The sequence below is a fragment of the Flagellimonas spongiicola genome, from assembly GCF_023502425.1.
Lineage (GTDB): Bacteria > Bacteroidota > Bacteroidia > Flavobacteriales > Flavobacteriaceae > Flagellimonas > Flagellimonas spongiicola.
This window is the reverse complement of sequence record NZ_JAMFMA010000001.1, coordinates 513,273-533,110: the sequence shown is the minus strand read 5'-3', so window position 1 is coordinate 533,110 and position 19,838 is coordinate 513,273. Positions and strand designations below refer to the sequence as shown.

Below are 19,838 nucleotides of genomic sequence, written 5' to 3'. Positions count from 1 at the left end.
AAATCTATAATTTCAACGTTAAATTATGAAAAAAAGTGCCATTTTACCCTATTTATTCGTTGTAATGCTATCATCTTCTTGCGCCCAAACTGCGGATAAAAGCAATAATCTTCCTGAAAGTATTGATTTTACTGTAGTTCCGGTGGTTGACAACATTCAAAACCCGTGGGGAATGGCATTTCTGCCGAATGGCACAATCCTGATTTCTGAAAAATCGGGAAAATTGATTCATTTCCATGATGGAAACCGCATAGAAATCAGTCATGATCTTCCACTTTATGTAAGAGGTCAGGGCGGCTTTTTGGATATTGAACTCCACCCGGATTATCCAAAAAATGGTTGGATTTATTTCTCCTATTCTTCGACAGAGGGTAAGGAAAAAGGAGGTAATACCGCTATTATCCGCGCCAAAATCGATAACAACAAATTAATTGATCGTCAATTACTTTATAAAGCCTTACCCAATACCACAAAAGGACATCATTTTGGATCGCGATTGGAATTTGATAAAGATGGATACCTCTATTTTTCGGTAGGAGATCGAGGTAATAGGGATGTAAACCCTCAAAATATAAAAAGAGATGGCGGTAAAATTTACCGAATTCATGACGATGGTTCAATTCCAAATGACAATCCGTTTGTAAATGAAAGTGGCGCGAAAACAGCTATTTACAGTTATGGACACCGAAATCCGCAGGGTATGACCATGCATCCAATTACCGGAGCAATTTGGGAACACGAGCACGGACCAAGAGGTGGGGATGAAATCAATATCATACGGAAAGGAAAAAACTTTGGATGGCCAGTCATCACCTACGGCATTAACTATAGCGGTACCAAAATTACAGATGAAAAATCAAGACCAGGCATGGAACAACCCGTATATCAATGGACTCCATCCATTGCTCCCAGCGGAATGACATTTGTAAACTCCGATAAATACCCTGATTGGCAAGGAAATCTGCTAGTGGGTTCCCTAGCCTTTCAATATTTGGAAAGACTGGTTATAACAGACGGACAGGTCTCTTACCGAGAAAAACTTTTAGATGGACTTGGCAGAGTAAGAAATGTGCGCCAGGGGCCTGATGGTTTTATCTACGTAGGAATAGAAGGAAAGGGTATCGTACGATTAGAACCTAAATAACCGTAGGGTTACTTTAATTCAGAAATCGCTTTTCGAACGGAACCATATTTTTTCAAGGCTTCTTCAGCAGCTTCATAGTCCAGATTCAATGCCTCTACAAGATAACGTGTACCACGGTCCATTAACTTATTATTACTTAGTTGCATATCCACCATCTTATTTCCTTTAACCCGGCCAACGCGAATCATCAATGCAGTAGATATCATATTTAAGGCCAATTTTTGGCTTGTTCCACTTTTCATTCGCGTACTCCCGGTCAAAAACTCTGGTCCCACGTTGATTTCAATAGCAATGTCTGAATCTAGCGCTAGTGGAGAACCAGGATTATTCGTAATTCCAGCAGTAAGAATACCATGTTTTTTAGCATCAGCAATACCTCCAAGTACATAGGGCGTTGTACCGGAAGCAGCTATTCCTACGAGAACATCATTGGAATTAATACCATGAGCTTCCAAATCTTTCCAAGCCTGCTGGGTATCGTCTTCCGCAAACTCCACAGACTTTCTAATAGCCACATCACCTCCTGCTATCAAACCAATTACCCGTTCATGTGGCATGCCAAATGTTGGTGGTATTTCCGACGCATCCAATATGCCAAGCCTTCCACTAGTTCCTGCCCCAATGTAAAACAATCTTCCTCCTTCTAAAAATCGTGGAGTGATTCCATCTACAAGCTTAGAAATTTGCGGTAAAGCCGCCTCCACTGCATCGGCCACTTTTTTATCTTCTTTATTTATGCCTTCCAATATTTCTTGGGTAGACATTAATTCCAAATCATTATGAAGTGAAGGCTTTTCTGTAATCTTCTTAAAATCTGACATACTATAATAAAAACAGTTCTTGGTTTTTGAAACTTTCCAATAAAGGATGGTCTGGTGGTAATTCAGTAATCATGGTATCAATCATGTTCAAGTCACAGGTCTTGAATCGATGCTGCGAATTTAACTTTTCTGAGATACACAATAATACGGTTTTCTTGGATGCTTGGATTACGGCTTTTTTGGTTTGTACCGTATCCCAATCAAATTCTGTCAATCCAAATGCTGCATCAACATATCCAGTACCAATAAAACTATAATCAACCTTTATCTGTGATAAATTATGAATTGCATTGGCACCCATAGCTATTTGGGAATCCTTTGATAGAGCGCCTCCAATAAATATGGTCTCCACATTTGGTTTGCTCAATAACTCCATGGCAACAGGTAAGCTCAGCGTAAAACAGGTTAAATTGATATTTGCTGGTAACAGTCTTGCCAATTCAAGACAAGTAGTACCTCCATCTATCAGGATTACACTATTGTCCTTTAACAAACTTGTTGCTTTTTGAGCAATTGAAATCTTTTCTTCCAGGGAATATACATTGTTGTTTCGCTGTGGACTATGGTTAGCGAATCCCAATGAAACAGCTCCGCCATGCACTTTGACCAACCTGTTGTCCGAATCCAATTCTTTGACATCTCTACGAACTGTGTCAATGGAAACATCCAGTTTTTCTGCCAAATCCGTTAACAATACTCTATTATGAAGCTCTACTTCGTTTAGTATAGTATGTTGTCTTTCTTCCTTTAGCATTTTTCCCTTGGGTTAAATCAGCGTCAAAAATACTGAAAACAATTCCAATTTATGCGGTTTAATGTTACCACAGCTTTACAAAAGTATTAAAAAAAGCAAAATATTGCATTAAAACAGCAAAAAACTGCATTTTTTAAAATTATTTGCTATTTTTGCATTTCAAAAGCAGCAAAGAACAGAAAGAAAAAAAAGAAATTTACCGCCTAATGGAATCAACAACACTAAAAAAATCCAACGTAGACATCTCTTATCATCCCGCGGGAAGATTTGAAGAGACAAGGTTTGAGAAAATCCACAACACCATTTTCGAAAACTCAAGTGATGGATCTGCCGTAGTAGCAAAAGAGATTGCAGACTTAATACAGCAAAAACAAGCAAACAATGAAAAATGTGTTTTAGGCTTGGCAACTGGGTCATCCCCTATTCGGGTTTATAGGGAATTGGTTCGTATGCACAACGAAGAAGGATTGAGTTTTTCCAACGTGATTTCATTTAATTTGGATGAGTATCTCCCTATGGAAAAGGAAAACAAGCAGAGTTATCACTTTTTCATGCATGAACATTTATTCGACCATATCGACATTGATCCAAAAAACGTTCATATTCCAAATGGAACCGTTTCAGGTGAAGCCATTATTGAACATTGCTTGGATTACGAAAAAAAGATAAAGGCCGCTGGCGGTATCGATTTTCAATTACTAGGAATTGGACGAACAGGGCATGTAGGATTCAATGAACCCGGCTCCCACCACAACTCAGCTACTAGGGTGATTACCTTAGACCATATTACACGTGTGGATGCAGCTCCAGCTTTCCTCGGTATTAACAATGTGCCGAGAAGGGCGATCACAATGGGTATTGCCACAGTAATGAGCGCACGAAGAATCGTATTGCTTGGTTGGGGATCCAACAAGGCTCCGATTATTAAAAAAACCGTAGAAGGAGACATTTCTTCTCAAGTTCCTGCAACCTACCTACAAGAACATCGTAATTGTACTTTTGTTTTGGATACGGGTGCGGCTAGCGAACTGACCCGTCATAAAACTCCATGGCTCGTAGATGAATCTTTGACTTGGACTGCAGCGTTAACAGCAAAAGCAATAGTTTGGCTGTGCGGCCAAACCGGTAAATCTATTCTTAGTCTAACAGATAAGGACTATAACGATAATGGCATGTCCGGGTTGCTGACGAGTCAAGACTCTTATGATTTGAACATTAAAATGTTCAATAGGTTACAGCACACCATCACAGGCTGGCCTGGTGGTAAACCAAATGCGGATGACACCAACAGACCGGAACGTGCCCAACCTGTCAACAAACGTGTGATCATCTTCAGTCCACACCCTGATGATGACGTTATTTCCATGGGTGGTACTTTTGACCGTCTGGTAACTCAAGGTCACGACGTACATATTGCCTATCAGACATCAGGAAATATTGCAGTATCCGATACCGAAGCATTGAAATTTGCTGAAATCTCCAAGTCCATTAACCCATCGGAAAATGTTCAGGCGATAATTGACGCTTTAAAAACAAAAAAAGATGCGGACTACGATCCGGTTGAAGTTCGAAAACTGAAAGGAAATATCCGAAGAGGTGAATCTTATGCAGCCACGAGATACTTTGGAGTTGAGGATACCAACGTACATTTCTTGGATCTCCCATTTTACGAAACAGGAACCATCAAGAAAAATGATCTTTCTCAGGCTGATATCGACATTATGGTGGACTTAATTGCCGAAGTAAAACCGCACCAGATATATGCAGCAGGCGATTTGGCGGATCCACACGGAACACATAAGATTTGCTTGGATGCCTTGTTTGCAGCACTGGAAGAACTTAAGGACAAAGAATACATGAAAGACTGTTGGGTCTGGCTGTATAGAGGTGCATGGCATGAATGGGACATTGACGAAATAGAAATGGCAGTCCCAATGAGTCCGGACCAAGTTCTGAGAAAAAGGATGGCCATATTTTGCCATCAATCGCAGAAAGATGGGGTAATGTTCCAAGGTGATGATTCCAGAGAGTTTTGGATGCGTGCCGAAGAACGGAACAAGGACACGGCCAGAAAGTACAATAAGCTAGGAATGGCTGAATATGAAGCCATGGAAGGATTTGTTCGTTATCACTTTATTTAATGCTTAAAAAAAGGCCTACTTTTATTCAAAGTGGGCCTTTTAGATTTATGATGTACAGATATACCCTAAGCTTTGTATTAATTTTTCTATTCTCCTGTTCCACCATACGTCAGCCTAAGGTCTATTCAAAACCAGAATTCAGAGGCGTTTGGATTGCTACCGTAGCAAATATTGACTGGCCAAAACATCCGCTGGACAACCTAGATAAGAAAAAACGGGATTTCATTGAGATACTGGACTTTTACAAACGGTTGAACTTTAATGCAGCTATCGTTCAGGTTAGAACAGCAGGTGATGCATTATATCCATCGTCATTTGCCCCCTGGTCCAAATACATAAGTGGTAAACAAGGCCAAAAACCTGAAGGTTTTGATTCGCCTTTGGAATGGATGATTAAGGAAACCCATAAAAGAGGGATGGAGTTTCACGCCTGGTTAAACCCCTACAGGGCAACCGTGGACTTGGATACATTGTCGCTATCGCAAGAACACGATTTTTTTAAACACCCCGATTGGATGGTCAAATATGGCAAAAAATACTATTACAATCCCGGTCTCCCTGAAGTTCGACAAAACTTTGACAAGGTAGTTTCCGAGCTTGTTTCCAATTACGAAATTGATGCCATACACTTTGACGATTACTTCTATCCTTATAAAATCAAAGATGAAGTTTTTAACGACTCATTGACTTTTAAGGCTCATCAACTTCCAAATCAAAACCTTGAAGATTGGAGAAGGAGTAACGTTGATTCTTTGGTAAAGAACGTCCATCATACCATAAAATCCATAAAACCTTGGGTTCAATTTGGTATAAGTCCTTTTGGCGTGTGGAAAAACAACAGTACAGACCCGAAAGGTTCAGCAACCAAAGCAGGTCAGACCACCTATGAAGATCTTTATGCTGACCCCTTATTGTGGATGGAACAGGGTTGGTTGGATTATTTGGCACCTCAAGCCTATTGGAGTATGGAATACCCACCAGCAGCGCATAAGACCATTAGTCAATGGTGGTCCAACACCACCAACAGGACCAATCTCTATATGGGAAACGGAACATATAAAATCAAGAACAATCCTGACAAAGCCTGGAACAAAAAAAATGAAATACCTAAACAACTTCAGTTAGCAAGGAGTTTAAACAACATTAACGGTAACATTTTCTTCAGCGCTAAGTCTTTAATGGGAAAGCACGATGCCGTTGTAAAAATCATGAAACGGAAATTCTATGCCAATCCAGCACAAAATCCTTTTGGTTCAATAAAAATTAATAGGGAGTTATCGATTGCAAAGGTTGAAACACTGAATACAGCTAACGGAGTTGGCCAAGTTTGTATTTCACATAAAGATTCTGTTCCACGTTTTCTAAAACTGTATCAATCAAAGAGCGGATTTAAGGAAAAAGATTGGATACTTATCCAAAAGCGATACCTTTCTGAGAACGATGAAAATGGGTGTATAGATATGGTGAAAACAAAAAGGCAATTGGGCATTACCATTTCGGACGCTTTGGGAAATGAAAGTGATGTTCATTTAATATCCAGTATACAAGATTGATTAGATTATGAATGCAGTTGCAAAAGATACAAAAGCATGGTTTTGGGTTCCAACCCTTTATTTTACCCAAGGCATACCCTATATATTGATTGTAACTGTTTCCGTTATCATGTATAAGCGATTAGGCGTTGGCAATGCAGAAATTGGTTTATATACCAGTTGGCTTTACTTGCCTTGGGTGCTTAAACCATTATGGAGTCCACTGGTAGAATTGAACGGCACTAAGCGCAAATGGTTCTTAGCAATGCAATTCCTGGTTTCATTGGCGTTTCTAGGTATAGGCCTATCATTACCAACAAATGCATTCTTTCTTATTTCATTGGCATTTTTCTGGATGGCTGCATTCGCCTCAGCAACCAATGACATTGCATCTGATGGTTATTACATGATTGGCTTATCTCAAAAAAAACAATCCTTCTTTATAGGAATGCGAAGCACTTTTTACCGAATGGCCATGGTTACTGGTCAAGGACTTTTGGTGATTTTTGCCGGCTTCCTTGAGAATCAATACGGAGACAATACAAAAGCTTGGTCCATAACAATGGTAGCGGCATCTGTTCTTATGTTGATCCTGACTATTTCAAATATGTTCGCAGCGCCAAAATTTGAATTAGGTGTTGAATCAAAAAAAGATAAGCCTGAAAATTTTTGGCAGGTATTTGAAACGTTTTTCAGAAAGAAACAGATTGGATTGGCCTTATTATTCATCCTTACCTATCGGTTAGGCGAGTCACAATTGGTAAAAATGGCGTCCCCTTTTTTATTGGATGATAAAACCGTAGGGGGATTGGCGTATTCCACTGAAGCCGTTGGCACCATTTACGGGACTGTTGGTGTCATCATGTTGTCATTGGGAGGAATCCTTGGGGGTATCCTCATATCTAGAGATGGCCTCAAAAAATGGATGGTTCCCATGCTCTTGTCATTGAACCTTCCCAATGTATTGTATGCTTTGCTTGCATTTACACATACAGATAGCTTGTGGGCCGTAATTAGCACAGTGGTCGTAGAGCAATTTGGTTACGGGTTTGGCTTTGCTGCCTTTCTGGTTTATCTCATATATGTTGCCGAGGGTGCCTCAAAAACATCACATTACGCCTTGGCCACAGGATTTATGGCCTTAGGTATGATGTTGCCCGGAATGCTCAGTGGATACATCCAGGAATGGCTAGGTTATGATGGTTTTTTCCTTTGGGTCGTAATCGCTGCACTACCCGCTTTTCTAGTCGTACGTTTTTTGAATTACCCCGCCGATTATGGCAAAAAAACCTCCAATGAAAATGATTGAATCTAAAGGTGATATCCTAGACGCAAAAAAATTATCCCTTAAGCAGAAAGTGGGACAACTATTTATGCCTGCGGTATTTATCAATGATTCTGAAGAGGAAGTTCAGAAAATGGAAGCGCTCATACGTGCAGCCAATATTGGAGCATTATGTTTCTTTCATAGTCGTGCCAGCGCCGCGACAAACTTTGAAGGCAAGAAAAAAATCATCCACAATGATAACAGCTACGCAAGGTTAGTTTCATTAATTGAGCGTTATCAGACTGCTGCCCCATATCCATTGCTAATAGCCATTGATGCCGAGTGGGGATTGGCCATGCGAATAGAAAACACACCACAATACCCTTATGCAATTGGCTTAGGTGCGATTCAAGATCAAGAGGGAATTCTTATTGAATTAGGAAAGAAAATTGGGGAGGATTGCAAAAATGTGGGGATTCACTGGAATCTATCACCAGTTGCGGATATTAACAACAATCCCAATAACCCTGTTATTGGTTATCGCTCATTTGGTGATGATAAAACTAAAGTATACAGGAAAGCTCAAGCTTTCATAGACGGTATGACCAGTGTAGGTATCCTGAATTCACTTAAACATTTCCCTGGTCATGGCGATACCGCTACGGATTCACATTTAGGCCTACCTGTGATCAATAAATCCAAAGCGGAATTTTTGGAAAATGAAATTTATCCATTCAAGAAATTAATCGATAAAGGTGTTGATTCGGTAATGGTAGGCCACTTGCAGGTTCCTGCATTGGATGATTCAGGAAATCCTGCCACCACTTCCCGAACCATTATTGATGGCTTATTACGAAATCAACTTGGGTTTGAAGGTGTAATCATATCAGATGCGTTGAATATGCACGCAGTTTCCAAAAAATACACTACGAAAGGTAGTTTGGAAGCCAAGGCCTTTGATGCTGGAATGGACATGATGTGTTTTTCTGAGCATCCGGTCGAGGGAATAGATGAAATTTTGAAAACCGCTACCCCCGAACGCATTCAAGAAAGCTTTGAAAGAGTATGGCATTTAAAGAGAAAAGCCATGGCTTCAAATCCTACCAAGTTTACTAAAAGCAAACTGGATTATAACGAACTCAATACAGAATTGGCCCGTTTTTCCATTACTGAATATTACGGAAACGAGAGTCAATTAGACCTGATTAAATCGGATTCATTCCTCAATCTGTCCATTGGAAAATGTATTGGAAATTATTTTTCGACTGCGATTGAGTTAAATTATAACGCCCAGCATCATTATATCGATGTAGACAATCTGGAGGAAATCAAAAAAGCGTTATACAAATCCGATAATGCAGTGTTGGCATTGTTTCCCCCGGCGGCAAAGCCCAAAGACCAATTTGAAATAAAACCAGAATTGCTGGAATTTATCCGTGATATCGTGCAGAAGAAAAACATGCTCATCTATCTGTTTGGAAATCCCTACGTCTCAGATATATTAGGATTAAATGGGAAATCCAACGTGGTCTTTGCTTATCAATGTTTCGAGTCTTTTCAAAAAGTTGCCTTTGAGCATTTTTCGGATAAATTGGAAGCTAAGGGAAAATTACCGGTTCAACTAAAATTTCTGAATAAGCCATGAAAATTCAAAAGGTATTGGGCATGATGTCTGGCACGTCCTTGGATGGTTTGGATTTAGCCTATTGTCATTTTTGGGAATCTGAATCCGGTTGGGAATTTAAAATTGAAAAAACCAAGGAGATTGGTTATTCTAAGGATTGGAGAGATCGATTGAAGAATGCCATTAGAATGTCAAATGAAGCCCATGCTGAATTGGATTTGGTCTATGGGGAATGGTTGGGCGAACAAGCACGCATTTTCATTGAAGAATCCGATATTCCTGTTGATTTTATTGCGAGCCACGGGCATACTTCACATCATAGACCAGAAGATGGCGTTACCTTTCAACTGGGAAATGGTCAAGTTCTTGCGGATTCGAGTAACCTACAAGTCATATGTGATTTTCGAAGTCAAGATGTGAAATTGGGGGGACAAGGGGCACCTTTGGTTCCTATCGGAGATAGCTTGTTGTTCAATTCTTATGATTTTTGCTTGAATCTTGGAGGAATAAGCAATGTTTCTTTTCAAAGGGATGGAAAGCGAATTGCTTTTGATATAGGAATGGCCAACATGCCATTAAACTACATCACTGAACAAATGGGTTTGGCTTATGACGAAGATGGACAAATTGCGAGCAAAGGAAAGATAGATAAGGATTTGTTGGCAAAACTGAATGGTTTGGCCTATTATGATTTACCCCATCCAAAATCCACCGGCTATGAATGGTTCATCGCTAAGGTACTTCCTTTGTTGAAGGCATCAAAATCTTCAAATCAAGATCTTCTACATACATTGATTCATCACAATTGCATTCAAATTGCCAAAGCAATACATCGCCATGTAACCAATCCGAAAAATAAACTATTGACTACAGGTGGAGGTGCACTAAATTCCTTTTTCATAGCGGTACTTCAGGAGCATTTAGGCCCCACTGTAGAAGTGGTGATTCCCTCAAAAACCTTGATAGCGTATAAAGAGGCTTTGGTATTCGCATTTATGGGTGTCCTACGCAGCCAGCAAAAAATAAATGTATTATCCTCAGTAACGGGTGCTGATTCCGATTCCGTTAGTGGAGCCATTTTTCAACCACAAGGCATCAACTAGCCGCCACGATTCTTTTTGGTTTTCGCGTGAACAGAACCAACAATAAGGAAACCATTCCACAAATTGCCAAACCAGCAAAAAGAGGCCAAACACTATCTGCGATGAACTCGCCTATAAAAGTAGCTATGGGAATTGCCAAGATGGTAGAAATACAACCATTAATAGCTGCGCCAATTCCTGCAATATGCCCAATTGGCTCCATGGCAATTGAACGGTAATTACCCCACATAAACCCGAGGCAGAAGAACTGTACCGTTAGAAATCCTACCAAAACATAAATATTAGGATTCGGGGAATTCCAAAACAACAACACATACAATACCGCAATACTGCAAAAGGCAGCTAACGCCATAATTGACAACTTGCGCATCCCAAATCGCATTACAAGTGTCCCATTGGTAAATGTTGACAATCCTATTGATATTGCCAAGCCTGCAAAAATGTATGGAAATGCCTCTTTCAAATCATACTGATTTTCAAATATGTGTTGGGAGGAACTTAAATACACCAAGAATGAACCTGTTACCAGTCCTGACACAAAGGTAAACACCACCGTATCCCTATATTTAAAAAACTCCTTTAATCCGTCAACAAACACATGTCGGGTAAATGGGATTTTATATTCAGGCTTTAAGGTTTCAACTTGTCTTTTCCAAAACCAGATAACTACGATGGCTCCAAAAAACAATTGAATGTAAAAAATAGCTCTCCAATCAAATGCATCCAAAATCAACTTCCCAAAAGCTGGCGCAACAACTGGTACAAGAATAAAGAAGGCCACTACAAATGACATGATCTTTGCCATGTAATCCCCTTTATACGTATCACGAATTATGGATATGGCCAAAGTCCTTGGCGCAGAAAGTCCAATTCCCTGAAGAATACGCCCTACCACCATTATTTCAAGGGATGGCGCCATAACACAGATAACACTTGCGATGGCAAACAATGCAAACCCCAAGTATACTACTGGCTTTCTTCCAAAGGAATCTGATAATGGACCAAAAATCAATTGACCCAGTCCGAGTCCAAGAAAAATCATGGTAATCAGCATTTGATTATCCGTAGTGCTAAAGCTGTTGATAGCTTCACTAATATTGGAAATTGCCGGCAACAAAGCGTCAATTGCCAAGGCAACTATGGACATCAAAGCAGCCATCAAGGCCACAAACTCAAAGTTGGGTTTTTGATTTTCGTTTTGCATTCGGCAAAATTACACATCCCCTATTGAGCATTGAACTATTTTATGAAGTATTTATGTTATGAATCCAACTTTAAAACGAAGCTTTCCAAATTGCTTTGATGGTATTAAAGTGGAATGTTTCCATGTTTCTTTTTTGGTGTATGCACTTGCTTCTTCTCTAACATGGCAAAGGCCTTTACTAACTTACGTCTAGTGTTTTCCGGCAAAATGACCTCATCAATAAAGCCTCTTCGGGCTGCGCGATACGGATTTGCAAATTTATCGGCATATTCAGCCTCTTTTTCTTTCAATTTTGCTTCAGGATCTTCAGCAGCGGCAATCTCTCTTCGGAATATTATCTCACTTGCACCTTTGGCACCCATAACCGCTATTTCTGCCCCTGGCCATGCAAAGTTGAAATCCGCTCCGATGTGCTTGGAATTCATCACATCATAGGCCCCACCATACGCTTTTCGTGTTATAACTGTTACTCGAGGTACCGTAGCCTCACTAAGTGCATAAAGTAATTTTGCTCCATGCATAATGATCCCATTCCATTCCTGGTCTGTTCCCGGCAAGAATCCCGGCACATCTACAAGCACCAATAATGGGATGTTGAATGCATCACAGAATCTTGTAAATCTGGCTGCTTTTGCCGAGCTATTCACGTCAAGAACACCTGCCAAGAATAAAGGTTGATTGGCAATTATACCGACACTTCTCCCTCCTATTCTTGAAAAACCCACAATAATGTTTTCAGCAAAATCCTTATGGATCTCATAAAATGAATCGGTGTCAACTATCCCCTCGATTACCTCATGCATGTCATAAGGTTTGTTTGGATTATCAGGCACTATTTTTGACAACTCCGTTCTAATTTCATCGCCTAATTCATAGGAATGCTTCTTAGGTTTTTCGGTGTTGTTTTGCGGCAAATAATCCAACAGTCTTTTAATGTCATCTAAACAAGCAGCATCATTTGACGACGTTTTATGTGCAACTCCAGATTTTACTGCATGCGTGCTGGCACCACCCAATTCTTCTGATGTAACTTCTTCGTTCGTTACGGTTTTTACCACGTTGGGTCCAGTTACAAACATATAGCTTGTCTCTTCGACCATAATAATAAAATCGGTCATAGCTGGTGAGTACACAGCACCCCCGGCACATGGCCCCATTACCGCTGAAATTTGGGGAATAACACCAGATGCTTGCACATTTCTATAAAAGATATCTGCATACCCACCTAATGATTTCACCCCTTCTTGGATTCGTGCACCTCCCGAGTCATTCAAACCAATAACTGGGGCTCCGACCTTCATGGCCAAATCCATCACCTTACAGATTTTCTCTGCATGTGTTTCAGACAATGCACCTCCAAACACGGTAAAATCCTGGGCATAAACGTAAACCAACCTCCCATTTACGGTTCCATAACCTGTTACCACACCATCACCGTAATATTGTTCTTTGTCCATCCCAAAGTCTGTGGTTCGATGCGTCACTAATATGCCCATTTCTTCAAAGGAACCTTCATCCAGCAAATAATGGATTCGCTCACGAGCAGTAAGCTTTTTCTTTTGATGTTGTTTTTCAATCCGTTTTTCCCCTCCTCCAAGTCGTGCTTGAGCCAGTTTTTCATTTAGAATCTTCAATTTGGAATCCATAGTACTTAGTTTGTAGGGAGTTGAATTATTTTTTGATCATCCAGATATTTTCGCAATACCATCATCGCCGCTATTTGTGCTTCGTTGGATTTGGCTTCCATTATCTTTTCTGGAGTGTAGTAATTTTTCACGAAATGGGTGTCAAAATTCCCGGATCTAAAAGCGTCGTGTGCCATCACAAATGCCCCAAAGGGAAGCGTGGTCTGAACACCCTTTACTTTGTAATCCCGAATTGCCTGCAACATCAATTCAATGGATTCTTCGCGGGTTTCGCCATAGGTGATAAGCTTAGACAACATTGGATCATAATAAATCGGGATATCCATACCCTCTTCAAATCCATTGTCTACCCGGATGCCATCGCCCACAGGTAACTTATAGGTTTCTAAATTACCGACACTTGGTAAGAAATCATTCAAAGGGTCTTCAGCGTAAACCCTTAGTTCCATGGCATGACCTTTAATGGTCAAATCTTCTTGTTTTAAGGATAGTGCTTCCCCACGAGCCACTTTGATTTGTAGCTCTACTAAATCGACTCCAGATATAAGTTCGGTAACTGGATGCTCTACTTGCAAACGGGTATTCATTTCTAAAAAGTAGAAATTGTGATCCGCATCCAATAAGAATTCCACAGTTCCCGCACCCACATAATCACAGGCTTTGGCCACTTTTATGGCCGCTTCCCCCATTTCATTTCGCAATACCGCGGACAGTACGGAAGAAGGTGCCTCTTCAACTACTTTTTGGTGTCTACGCTGAATACTGCATTCGCGTTCAAAAAAGTGTAGAACGTTACCATGTGTATCAGCCATTACCTGTATTTCAATATGACGCGGGGAGGTAACATACTTTTCAACAAAGACCGAACCATCACCAAAAGCGGAAGTGGCTTCACTTATTGCCCGCTCCATTCCAGATTTCAAATCTGCTTCCTTTTCCACAATGCGCATTCCTTTTCCACCACCCCCAGCTGAAGCCTTTATTAAAACCGGATATCCAATTTCATTGGCGATTTCCTGTGCTTTCTTTGGGTCTGTAATGGCTTCATCTATACCCGGCACCATGGGGATGTCGTAGGATTTCACTGCTTCTTTTGCTGCCAACTTGCTCCCCATAATCCGTATGGCTTTGGATTTAGGCCCAATAAAAGTCAAACCATTACGCTCAACGGCTTCAGCAAAATCGGCATTTTCACTTAAGAATCCATAGCCTGGGTGAATACCATCAACGTTTCGTTCTTTGGCAACGGCAATGATTTTATCCCCCAATAGATAGGACTTATTGGAGGGTGCCTCTCCAACACATACAGCTTCATCCGCAAAACGTACATGAGGTGCATTCCGGTCTACTTCTGAAAAAATAGCAACAGTCCGAATTCCCATTTTCTTTGCAGTCCGCATTACCCGTAAAGCAATTTCGCCTCTATTGGCGACCAATATTTTTTTCATGCTGGAATTATTCAAATTCTATGAGTAGTTGTTTTTTATCTACCGCATCTCCTTTACTTACCGCGATTTTCTTTATCGTTCCGTTCCGTGGAGATGTAATAATGTTCTCCATTTTCATAGCCTCAAGTATGATCAGTTGATCATCTTCCTGTACTTCGGTTCCAACAGCAATGGAAATATCCAATATAAGTCCCGGCATTGGCGCTGAAATTGAATTGATGTTTTTGGCTCCATTCTTTGCGAATCCCATTTTGTCAATCAATACATCCAAAGGGGTATCAATTTCCACAACATACGCACTACCATTCACATCAACGGTATAGGTACGTTCGTGAAAATTGGATTTTAAGAACTTAATATGAAACGATTTTCCTTCATGTAGCAAATGCAGGCTATCTTCGCCGGTTTTCTGAAGGTCCAATGTGGAAATCTGTTTTTCGTCCAACTCGTATTCCAGTTGTCCGTCTACCTTGAGTTTATAGGATTTTTCCATAAAATTTATGCTCAACAGTTAGCTAGATAAATATAAGGTTTAAGCTGTATATCGTAGCAAAGCTATCTCTAATTCCTTTTGCGATTCATGACATTGATCATTGATTATTTAGATAGGCTGAACTAATTATGCAAATGAGTTTGAAGATAAGAATCTTATCAAATGCTTACTTTTGGGATTAAATAAATCGTTTATGTTAATCTTGGGGATTGCCGGCGGAACCGGCTGTGGAAAAACCACTGTTGTCAATCAAATTGTGGAAGAACTGCCTGAAAATGAAGTGGGTGTCATTTCACAGGATTCCTATTACAACGATTTGGCCCATTTAACCAAGGAAGAAAGGGGTAAAATCAATTTTGACCACCCTAATTCCATTGATTTTGAGCTCTTGATTTCTCATCTTCAGCAATTGAAGAATGGACAATCCATCGAAAAACCAATCTATTCATTTGTAGAAGAAACCCGATTGGCGGAAACGGAGTTGACCCTACCAAGAAAGGTTATGATCGTTGAGGGCATATTGGTTTTGAGCAATCCACAACTACGGGAGATGTTCGATATTAAGATTTATGTGCATGCCGATTCAGACGAGCGTTTAATCCGACGTCTTCAAAGGGATATCAAGGAACGTGGACATGACTTGGAAAAAGTGCTTAATCGCTATCAAACTGCGGTTAAACCCATGCATCAGCAATTTATTGAACCATCCAAGGAGTTTGCGGACATCATCATCCCTAACAACCATTACAACACTGTGGCGGTGGATATGGTCAGAACCATTATCAACGAAAGATTAGGTTGATATGATTATACACGATTTGTTTAACAAAAAGTGGTTCAAGTTTATGCGGAACATTTATGTTCTGGTACTTACGGCTTTTGCGGTTTGGATGCTTTTTTTTGATGCAAATTCGTTTTTGATTCACCAGGAATTAAACCAAGAGATCAAGAAATTGGAAAAGCAAAAAGAATTCCTTCAAGGTGAAATAGATAAAGACAAAATTATACTCGACAAACTTTCCAATAAGGAAGAACTTGAAAAATTTGCCCGGGAGAAATATTATATGAGGAAGGCAAATGAAGAGATTTTTCTTATCGAGTACGAGGATAGCCTTAAGTTGAAGAAAAATGAGTGAACATCTTTTATTTGCCGATTTTCCCAAAGTTTCATCCAAGGAGTGGAAGCAAAAGATCCAGTTTGACCTTAAAGGTGCAGATTACAATGAGGCTCTGGTATGGGAATCACTTGAAGGCATAAAAGTTAAGCCTTTCTATCATTCAGAAGATCTGCAAAACATAAAGACCGTTACCTTATCTAAGGATCATGATTGGAAAATTGGGCAATCTATTTATGCCGGGGATTTGACCAAGGGTAATGCTAAGATTAAAGATTGTATTTCTAGAGGTGCTGAAAGTTTGATAATTACCATTCCAGATGACAGTTCCGATTATTCAATTTTGTTTGAGGGTATAGATTTAAGTCCAATCCCGCTGCACTTCCAATTTAAATCCTTGAACCCACTGGCGGTTTCAAGATTGCTGGAATTTTTAGACACCCAAAAGCCAAAAACTTTTTTACATCTTGACATTATTGGGAATCTCGCCCAAAACGGGAATTGGTTCCATAATCTAGAAAAAGACCATCAATTACTGGAAGAGATACTTGCCTTGAAAAGCAAATTTCAATTTTGCGCAATCCTAGGGGTCAATATGGGATTGTATCAAAATTCAGGAGCCAACATGGTGCAACAATTGGCTTATGGAATTTCTCATGCCAACGAGTATTTGAATCATTTCATAAATGGACTAGCATCGGAAATTGGTGATACTCTTCAAATTCAATTCAAGGTAGCTATAGGCAGTAACTACTTCTTTGAAATCGCCAAGCTAAGAGCTTTACGTTGGCTATGGTCTTCCTTGTGCAATGCATATAAAATCAATTCAGACTGCCATATTTTAGCGCTACCGTCCAAGCGGAACAAAACCCTTTATGATTACAATGTGAACCTGTTGCGTACTACATCAGAATGCATGGCCGCGATTTTGGGAGGGGCGGATACTGTTTGCAATATGCCTTACGATGCCATATACCACAAGGACAATGAATTTGGAGATCGTATTGCGCGTAATCAGTTGCTGTTATTAAAGGATGAGAGTTACTTCAACAATGGTGCATATGCAGCTGAAGGCAGTTACTATATAGAGGCACTAACGGAACAGCTAGCAGAAAAAGCGCTGGCCCTGTTCAAACAAATTGAAGCCGCTGGCGGATTTCTTTCGGAACTCAAGAAAGGTAACATTCAAAAAAAGATAAAAGAAAGTGGCGCAAAAGAGCAACTATTGTTTGATGAAGGAGAGATCACATTACTGGGCACCAATAAATTCCAGAATCCTGAAGATCGGATGAAGGACAACCTAGAGCTTTATCCCTTTGTTAAAATCCACGCACGCAAGACCATCATAGAACCTATTATCGAAAAACGTTTGTCTGAGAACATTGAAAAAAATCGATTGGATTATGAGTAGGAAGGATGTCTCCCTTATACAACTAGTTGAAAACACGGAAAACCAAAACAATAGTAAGGATACCGCCCAACTGGATTATGCAGCCGGTATAGTACCATTCTTGCGCGGTCCTTATTCCACCATGTATGTGCTCCGTCCTTGGACCATTAGACAATATGCCGGGTTTTCCACCGCCGAAGAGAGTAATGCATTTTACCGCAGGAATCTTGAAGCTGGCCAAAAGGGACTATCAGTTGCCTTTGACTTACCAACCCATAGAGGATATGATAGTGACAATCCAAGAGTAGTTGGGGATGTTGGAAAAGCTGGTGTAGCCATAGATTCTGTAGAGGATATGAAGATCCTTTTTGATGGTATTCCATTGGATAAAATGTCTGTTTCCATGACCATGAACGGTGCAGTAATTCCAATAATGGCATTCTATATTGTGGCGGCCCTGGAACAAGGAGTGAAAATGGAACAACTTTCCGGAACCATCCAAAATGACATCCTTAAAGAGTTCATGGTGCGCAATACCTATATCTACCCTCCCGCCCCATCCATGCAATTGGTAGCCGACATCTTTGAATTTACCAGTCAAAACATGCCGCGTTTCAACAGTATAAGTATCTCTGGTTACCATATGCACGAAGCTGGAGCACCAGCAGCAATGGAATTGGCTTACACGCTATCTGATGGTATTGAGTACATAAGAACAGGAATAAAGGCAGGTCTAAAAATTGATGAGTTCGCTCCTCGACTATCCTTCTTTTGGGGTATTGGTATGAATCATTTTACTGAAATTGCCAAGATGCGTGCAGGTAGAATGTTGTGGGCCAAGTTGGTCAAGGATTTTAATCCGGAAAACCAAAAATCGCTGATGCTTCGCACCCATAGTCAAACCAGTGGCTGGAGTCTTACCGAACAAGATCCGTTCAATAACGTGGCACGGACTACAATTGAAGCAATGGCAGCTGCATTTGGAGGAACCCAGAGTCTTCATACCAATGCCTTGGACGAAGCCATTGCATTACCAACCGATTTTTCAGCTCGAATTGCTAGAAACACCCAAATCTATCTGCAGCAAGAAACCCATATCACCAAAACCGTAGATCCGTGGGCGGGCAGTGTGTTGGTAGAACAACTAACATCCAAAATCGCAGCGGAAGCTTGGGAGCTGATACAGGAAGTAGAAAAATTGGGCGGAATGACCAAAGCTATTGAAGCAGGAATACCCAAAATGCGTATTGAGGAAGCTGCAGCAAAGAAGCAAGCACGAATTGATAGTGGTCAAGATGCAATCATAGGTGTGAACAAATACCAATTGAAAGATGAGGATGAGCTTCAAATTCTTGAAGTTGACAATGATAAAGTACGAAAGCAACAGGTAGATCAGCTCCAAAAATTAAAAGCTACAAGAGATGAAAAAGCCGTTCAATTGGCGTTGACACGGATTTCAGCAGCCTCTCAAAAGGCAATGAACCATGAAACCGAACGGGAAAATTTGCTAGCTTTAGCAGTGGAAGCCGCAAAATTGAGGGCTTCCTTAGGTGAAATCAGTGATGCAATGGAAAAGGCCTTTGGTCGATACCGTGCAAAAATCCAATCGTTTACAGGCGTGTACTCCAAAGAAATCAAAAACGACGAAAGTTTTGCCAAAGCTCAAAAAATGGCAGATGAATTTGCGGTTGTAGAAGGAAGACGTCCGCGGATTATGGTAGCCAAAATGGGTCAGGATGGACATGATCGTGGCGCAAAAGTAGTTGCTACCGGCTATGCGGATTTAGGTTTTGATGTCGACATAGGTCCATTGTTCCAAACACCGGCAGAAGTTGCAAAACAAGCCGTTGAAAACGATGTGCATGTCTTGGGAATTTCTTCTCTTGCCGGAGGACATAAAACCTTGGTCCCTGAAGTTGTTAAGGAGCTCAAAAATCACAATCGAGAAGATATTATGGTTATTGTTGGCGGGGTAATTCCCAAACAGGATTATGCCCACTTGCTGGAGCATGGAGCAGTGGCGGTTTTTGGGCCAGGTACCAAAATCAGTGATGCGGCCATTCAAATACTAAAGATTTTAATGGAGTAATGGACCATAACCCATTAGTAATTATAACTTTAACTTTCTTTAACGCACCCAAGCTTGGTTATTCACC

16 protein-coding genes are annotated in these 19,838 nt (G+C 40.5%); 10 read left to right on the top strand and 6 right to left on the bottom strand.

Annotation, left to right across the window (positions count from 1 at the left end):
- Window positions 1–25: 25 nt before the first annotated feature.
- Window positions 26–1,144 carry a PQQ-dependent sugar dehydrogenase gene (locus tag M3P19_RS02605; protein WP_249656059.1) on the top strand — a complete coding sequence of 373 codons (1,119 nt, stop codon included), beginning with the start codon at window positions 26–28 and terminating at the stop codon, window positions 1,142–1,144.
- Window positions 1,145–1,152: 8 nt separating this feature from the next.
- On the opposite strand, the gene murQ is transcribed toward M3P19_RS02605, so the two are convergent.
- On the bottom strand, window positions 1,153–1,965 hold the full coding sequence (gene murQ, locus M3P19_RS02600) for an N-acetylmuramic acid 6-phosphate etherase (protein WP_249656058.1): 813 nt from the start codon (window positions 1,963–1,965) through the stop codon (window positions 1,153–1,155).
- 1 nt (window position 1,966) lies between these two features.
- A complete protein-coding gene (locus tag M3P19_RS02595; protein WP_249656057.1) occupies window positions 1,967–2,719 on the bottom strand; it encodes a DeoR/GlpR family DNA-binding transcription regulator in 753 nt (250 codons plus the stop codon).
- Window positions 2,720–2,925: 206 nt separating this feature from the next.
- Here M3P19_RS02595 and nagB point away from each other — a divergent pair, with 206 nt between their 5' ends.
- The 5 genes from nagB to M3P19_RS02570 are packed head-to-tail and all read left to right on the top strand — an operon-like array spanning window position 2,926 to window position 10,386.
- Window positions 2,926–4,860 carry a glucosamine-6-phosphate deaminase gene (gene nagB / locus M3P19_RS02590; protein WP_249656056.1) on the top strand — a complete coding sequence of 645 codons (1,935 nt, stop codon included), beginning with the start codon at window positions 2,926–2,928 and terminating at the stop codon, window positions 4,858–4,860.
- On the top strand, window positions 4,860–6,413 hold the full coding sequence (locus M3P19_RS02585; protein WP_249656055.1) for a glycoside hydrolase family 10-like protein: 1,554 nt from the start codon (window positions 4,860–4,862) through the stop codon (window positions 6,411–6,413). The genes nagB and M3P19_RS02585 overlap by 1 nt, the downstream gene beginning before the upstream one ends.
- 7 nt (window positions 6,414–6,420) lie before the next feature.
- The gene (locus M3P19_RS02580; protein ID WP_249656054.1) at window positions 6,421–7,701 is read left to right on the top strand and encodes an MFS transporter; all 1,281 of its coding nucleotides are present in this window, start codon (window positions 6,421–6,423) and stop codon (window positions 7,699–7,701) included.
- A complete protein-coding gene (locus M3P19_RS02575; protein WP_249656053.1) occupies window positions 7,688–9,304 on the top strand; it encodes a glycoside hydrolase family 3 protein in 1,617 nt (538 codons plus the stop codon). The genes M3P19_RS02580 and M3P19_RS02575 overlap by 14 nt, the downstream gene beginning before the upstream one ends.
- Window positions 9,301–10,386, top strand: coding sequence for an anhydro-N-acetylmuramic acid kinase (locus tag M3P19_RS02570; RefSeq protein WP_249656052.1), 1,086 nt, complete (start codon window positions 9,301–9,303; stop codon window positions 10,384–10,386). Before M3P19_RS02575 ends, M3P19_RS02570 begins: the two co-directional genes overlap by 4 nt.
- Here the strand turns inward: M3P19_RS02570 and M3P19_RS02565 are convergent.
- The 4 genes from M3P19_RS02565 to M3P19_RS02550 form a co-directional block, all read right to left on the bottom strand.
- Window positions 10,379–11,590: a multidrug effflux MFS transporter gene (locus tag M3P19_RS02565; RefSeq protein WP_249656051.1), complete on the bottom strand. Its 1,212-nt coding sequence runs from the start codon at window positions 11,588–11,590 to the stop codon at window positions 10,379–10,381. The genes M3P19_RS02570 and M3P19_RS02565 overlap by 8 nt on opposite strands.
- A 104-nt stretch (window positions 11,591–11,694) precedes the next feature.
- On the bottom strand, window positions 11,695–13,236 hold the full coding sequence (locus tag M3P19_RS02560) for an acyl-CoA carboxylase subunit beta (protein ID WP_249656050.1): 1,542 nt from the start codon (window positions 13,234–13,236) through the stop codon (window positions 11,695–11,697).
- Between the two features lie 5 nt (window positions 13,237–13,241).
- Entirely contained in the window at window positions 13,242–14,684 is a 1,443-nt protein-coding gene (gene accC, locus M3P19_RS02555; RefSeq protein WP_249656049.1) for an acetyl-CoA carboxylase biotin carboxylase subunit, read from the bottom strand.
- A 7-nt stretch (window positions 14,685–14,691) separates the two neighbouring features.
- Complete coding sequence (locus tag M3P19_RS02550) at window positions 14,692–15,177, bottom strand: acetyl-CoA carboxylase biotin carboxyl carrier protein subunit (protein WP_249656048.1); 486 nt, start codon at window positions 15,175–15,177, stop codon at window positions 14,692–14,694.
- A gap of 193 nt (window positions 15,178–15,370) precedes the next feature.
- Here M3P19_RS02550 and udk point away from each other — a divergent pair, with 193 nt between their 5' ends.
- The 4 genes from udk to scpA are packed head-to-tail and all read left to right on the top strand — an operon-like array spanning window position 15,371 to window position 19,771.
- The gene (gene udk, locus M3P19_RS02545) at window positions 15,371–15,979 is read left to right on the top strand and encodes a uridine kinase (RefSeq protein ID WP_249656047.1); all 609 of its coding nucleotides are present in this window, start codon (window positions 15,371–15,373) and stop codon (window positions 15,977–15,979) included.
- A 43-nt stretch (window positions 15,980–16,022) separates the two neighbouring features.
- Window positions 16,023–16,313, top strand: a complete 291-nt coding sequence (locus M3P19_RS02540) for an FtsB family cell division protein (protein WP_417953275.1) — start codon at window positions 16,023–16,025, stop codon at window positions 16,311–16,313.
- Window positions 16,306–17,703 (top strand): methylmalonyl-CoA mutase subunit beta, encoded by a 1,398-nt coding sequence (locus tag M3P19_RS02535; RefSeq protein ID WP_249656045.1) that lies wholly within the window; start codon window positions 16,306–16,308, stop codon window positions 17,701–17,703. The genes M3P19_RS02540 and M3P19_RS02535 overlap by 8 nt, the downstream gene beginning before the upstream one ends.
- Complete coding sequence (gene scpA, locus M3P19_RS02530) at window positions 17,696–19,771, top strand: methylmalonyl-CoA mutase (RefSeq protein WP_249656044.1); 2,076 nt, start codon at window positions 17,696–17,698, stop codon at window positions 19,769–19,771. Before M3P19_RS02535 ends, scpA begins: the two co-directional genes overlap by 8 nt.
- Window positions 19,772–19,838: the final 67 nt, after the last annotated feature.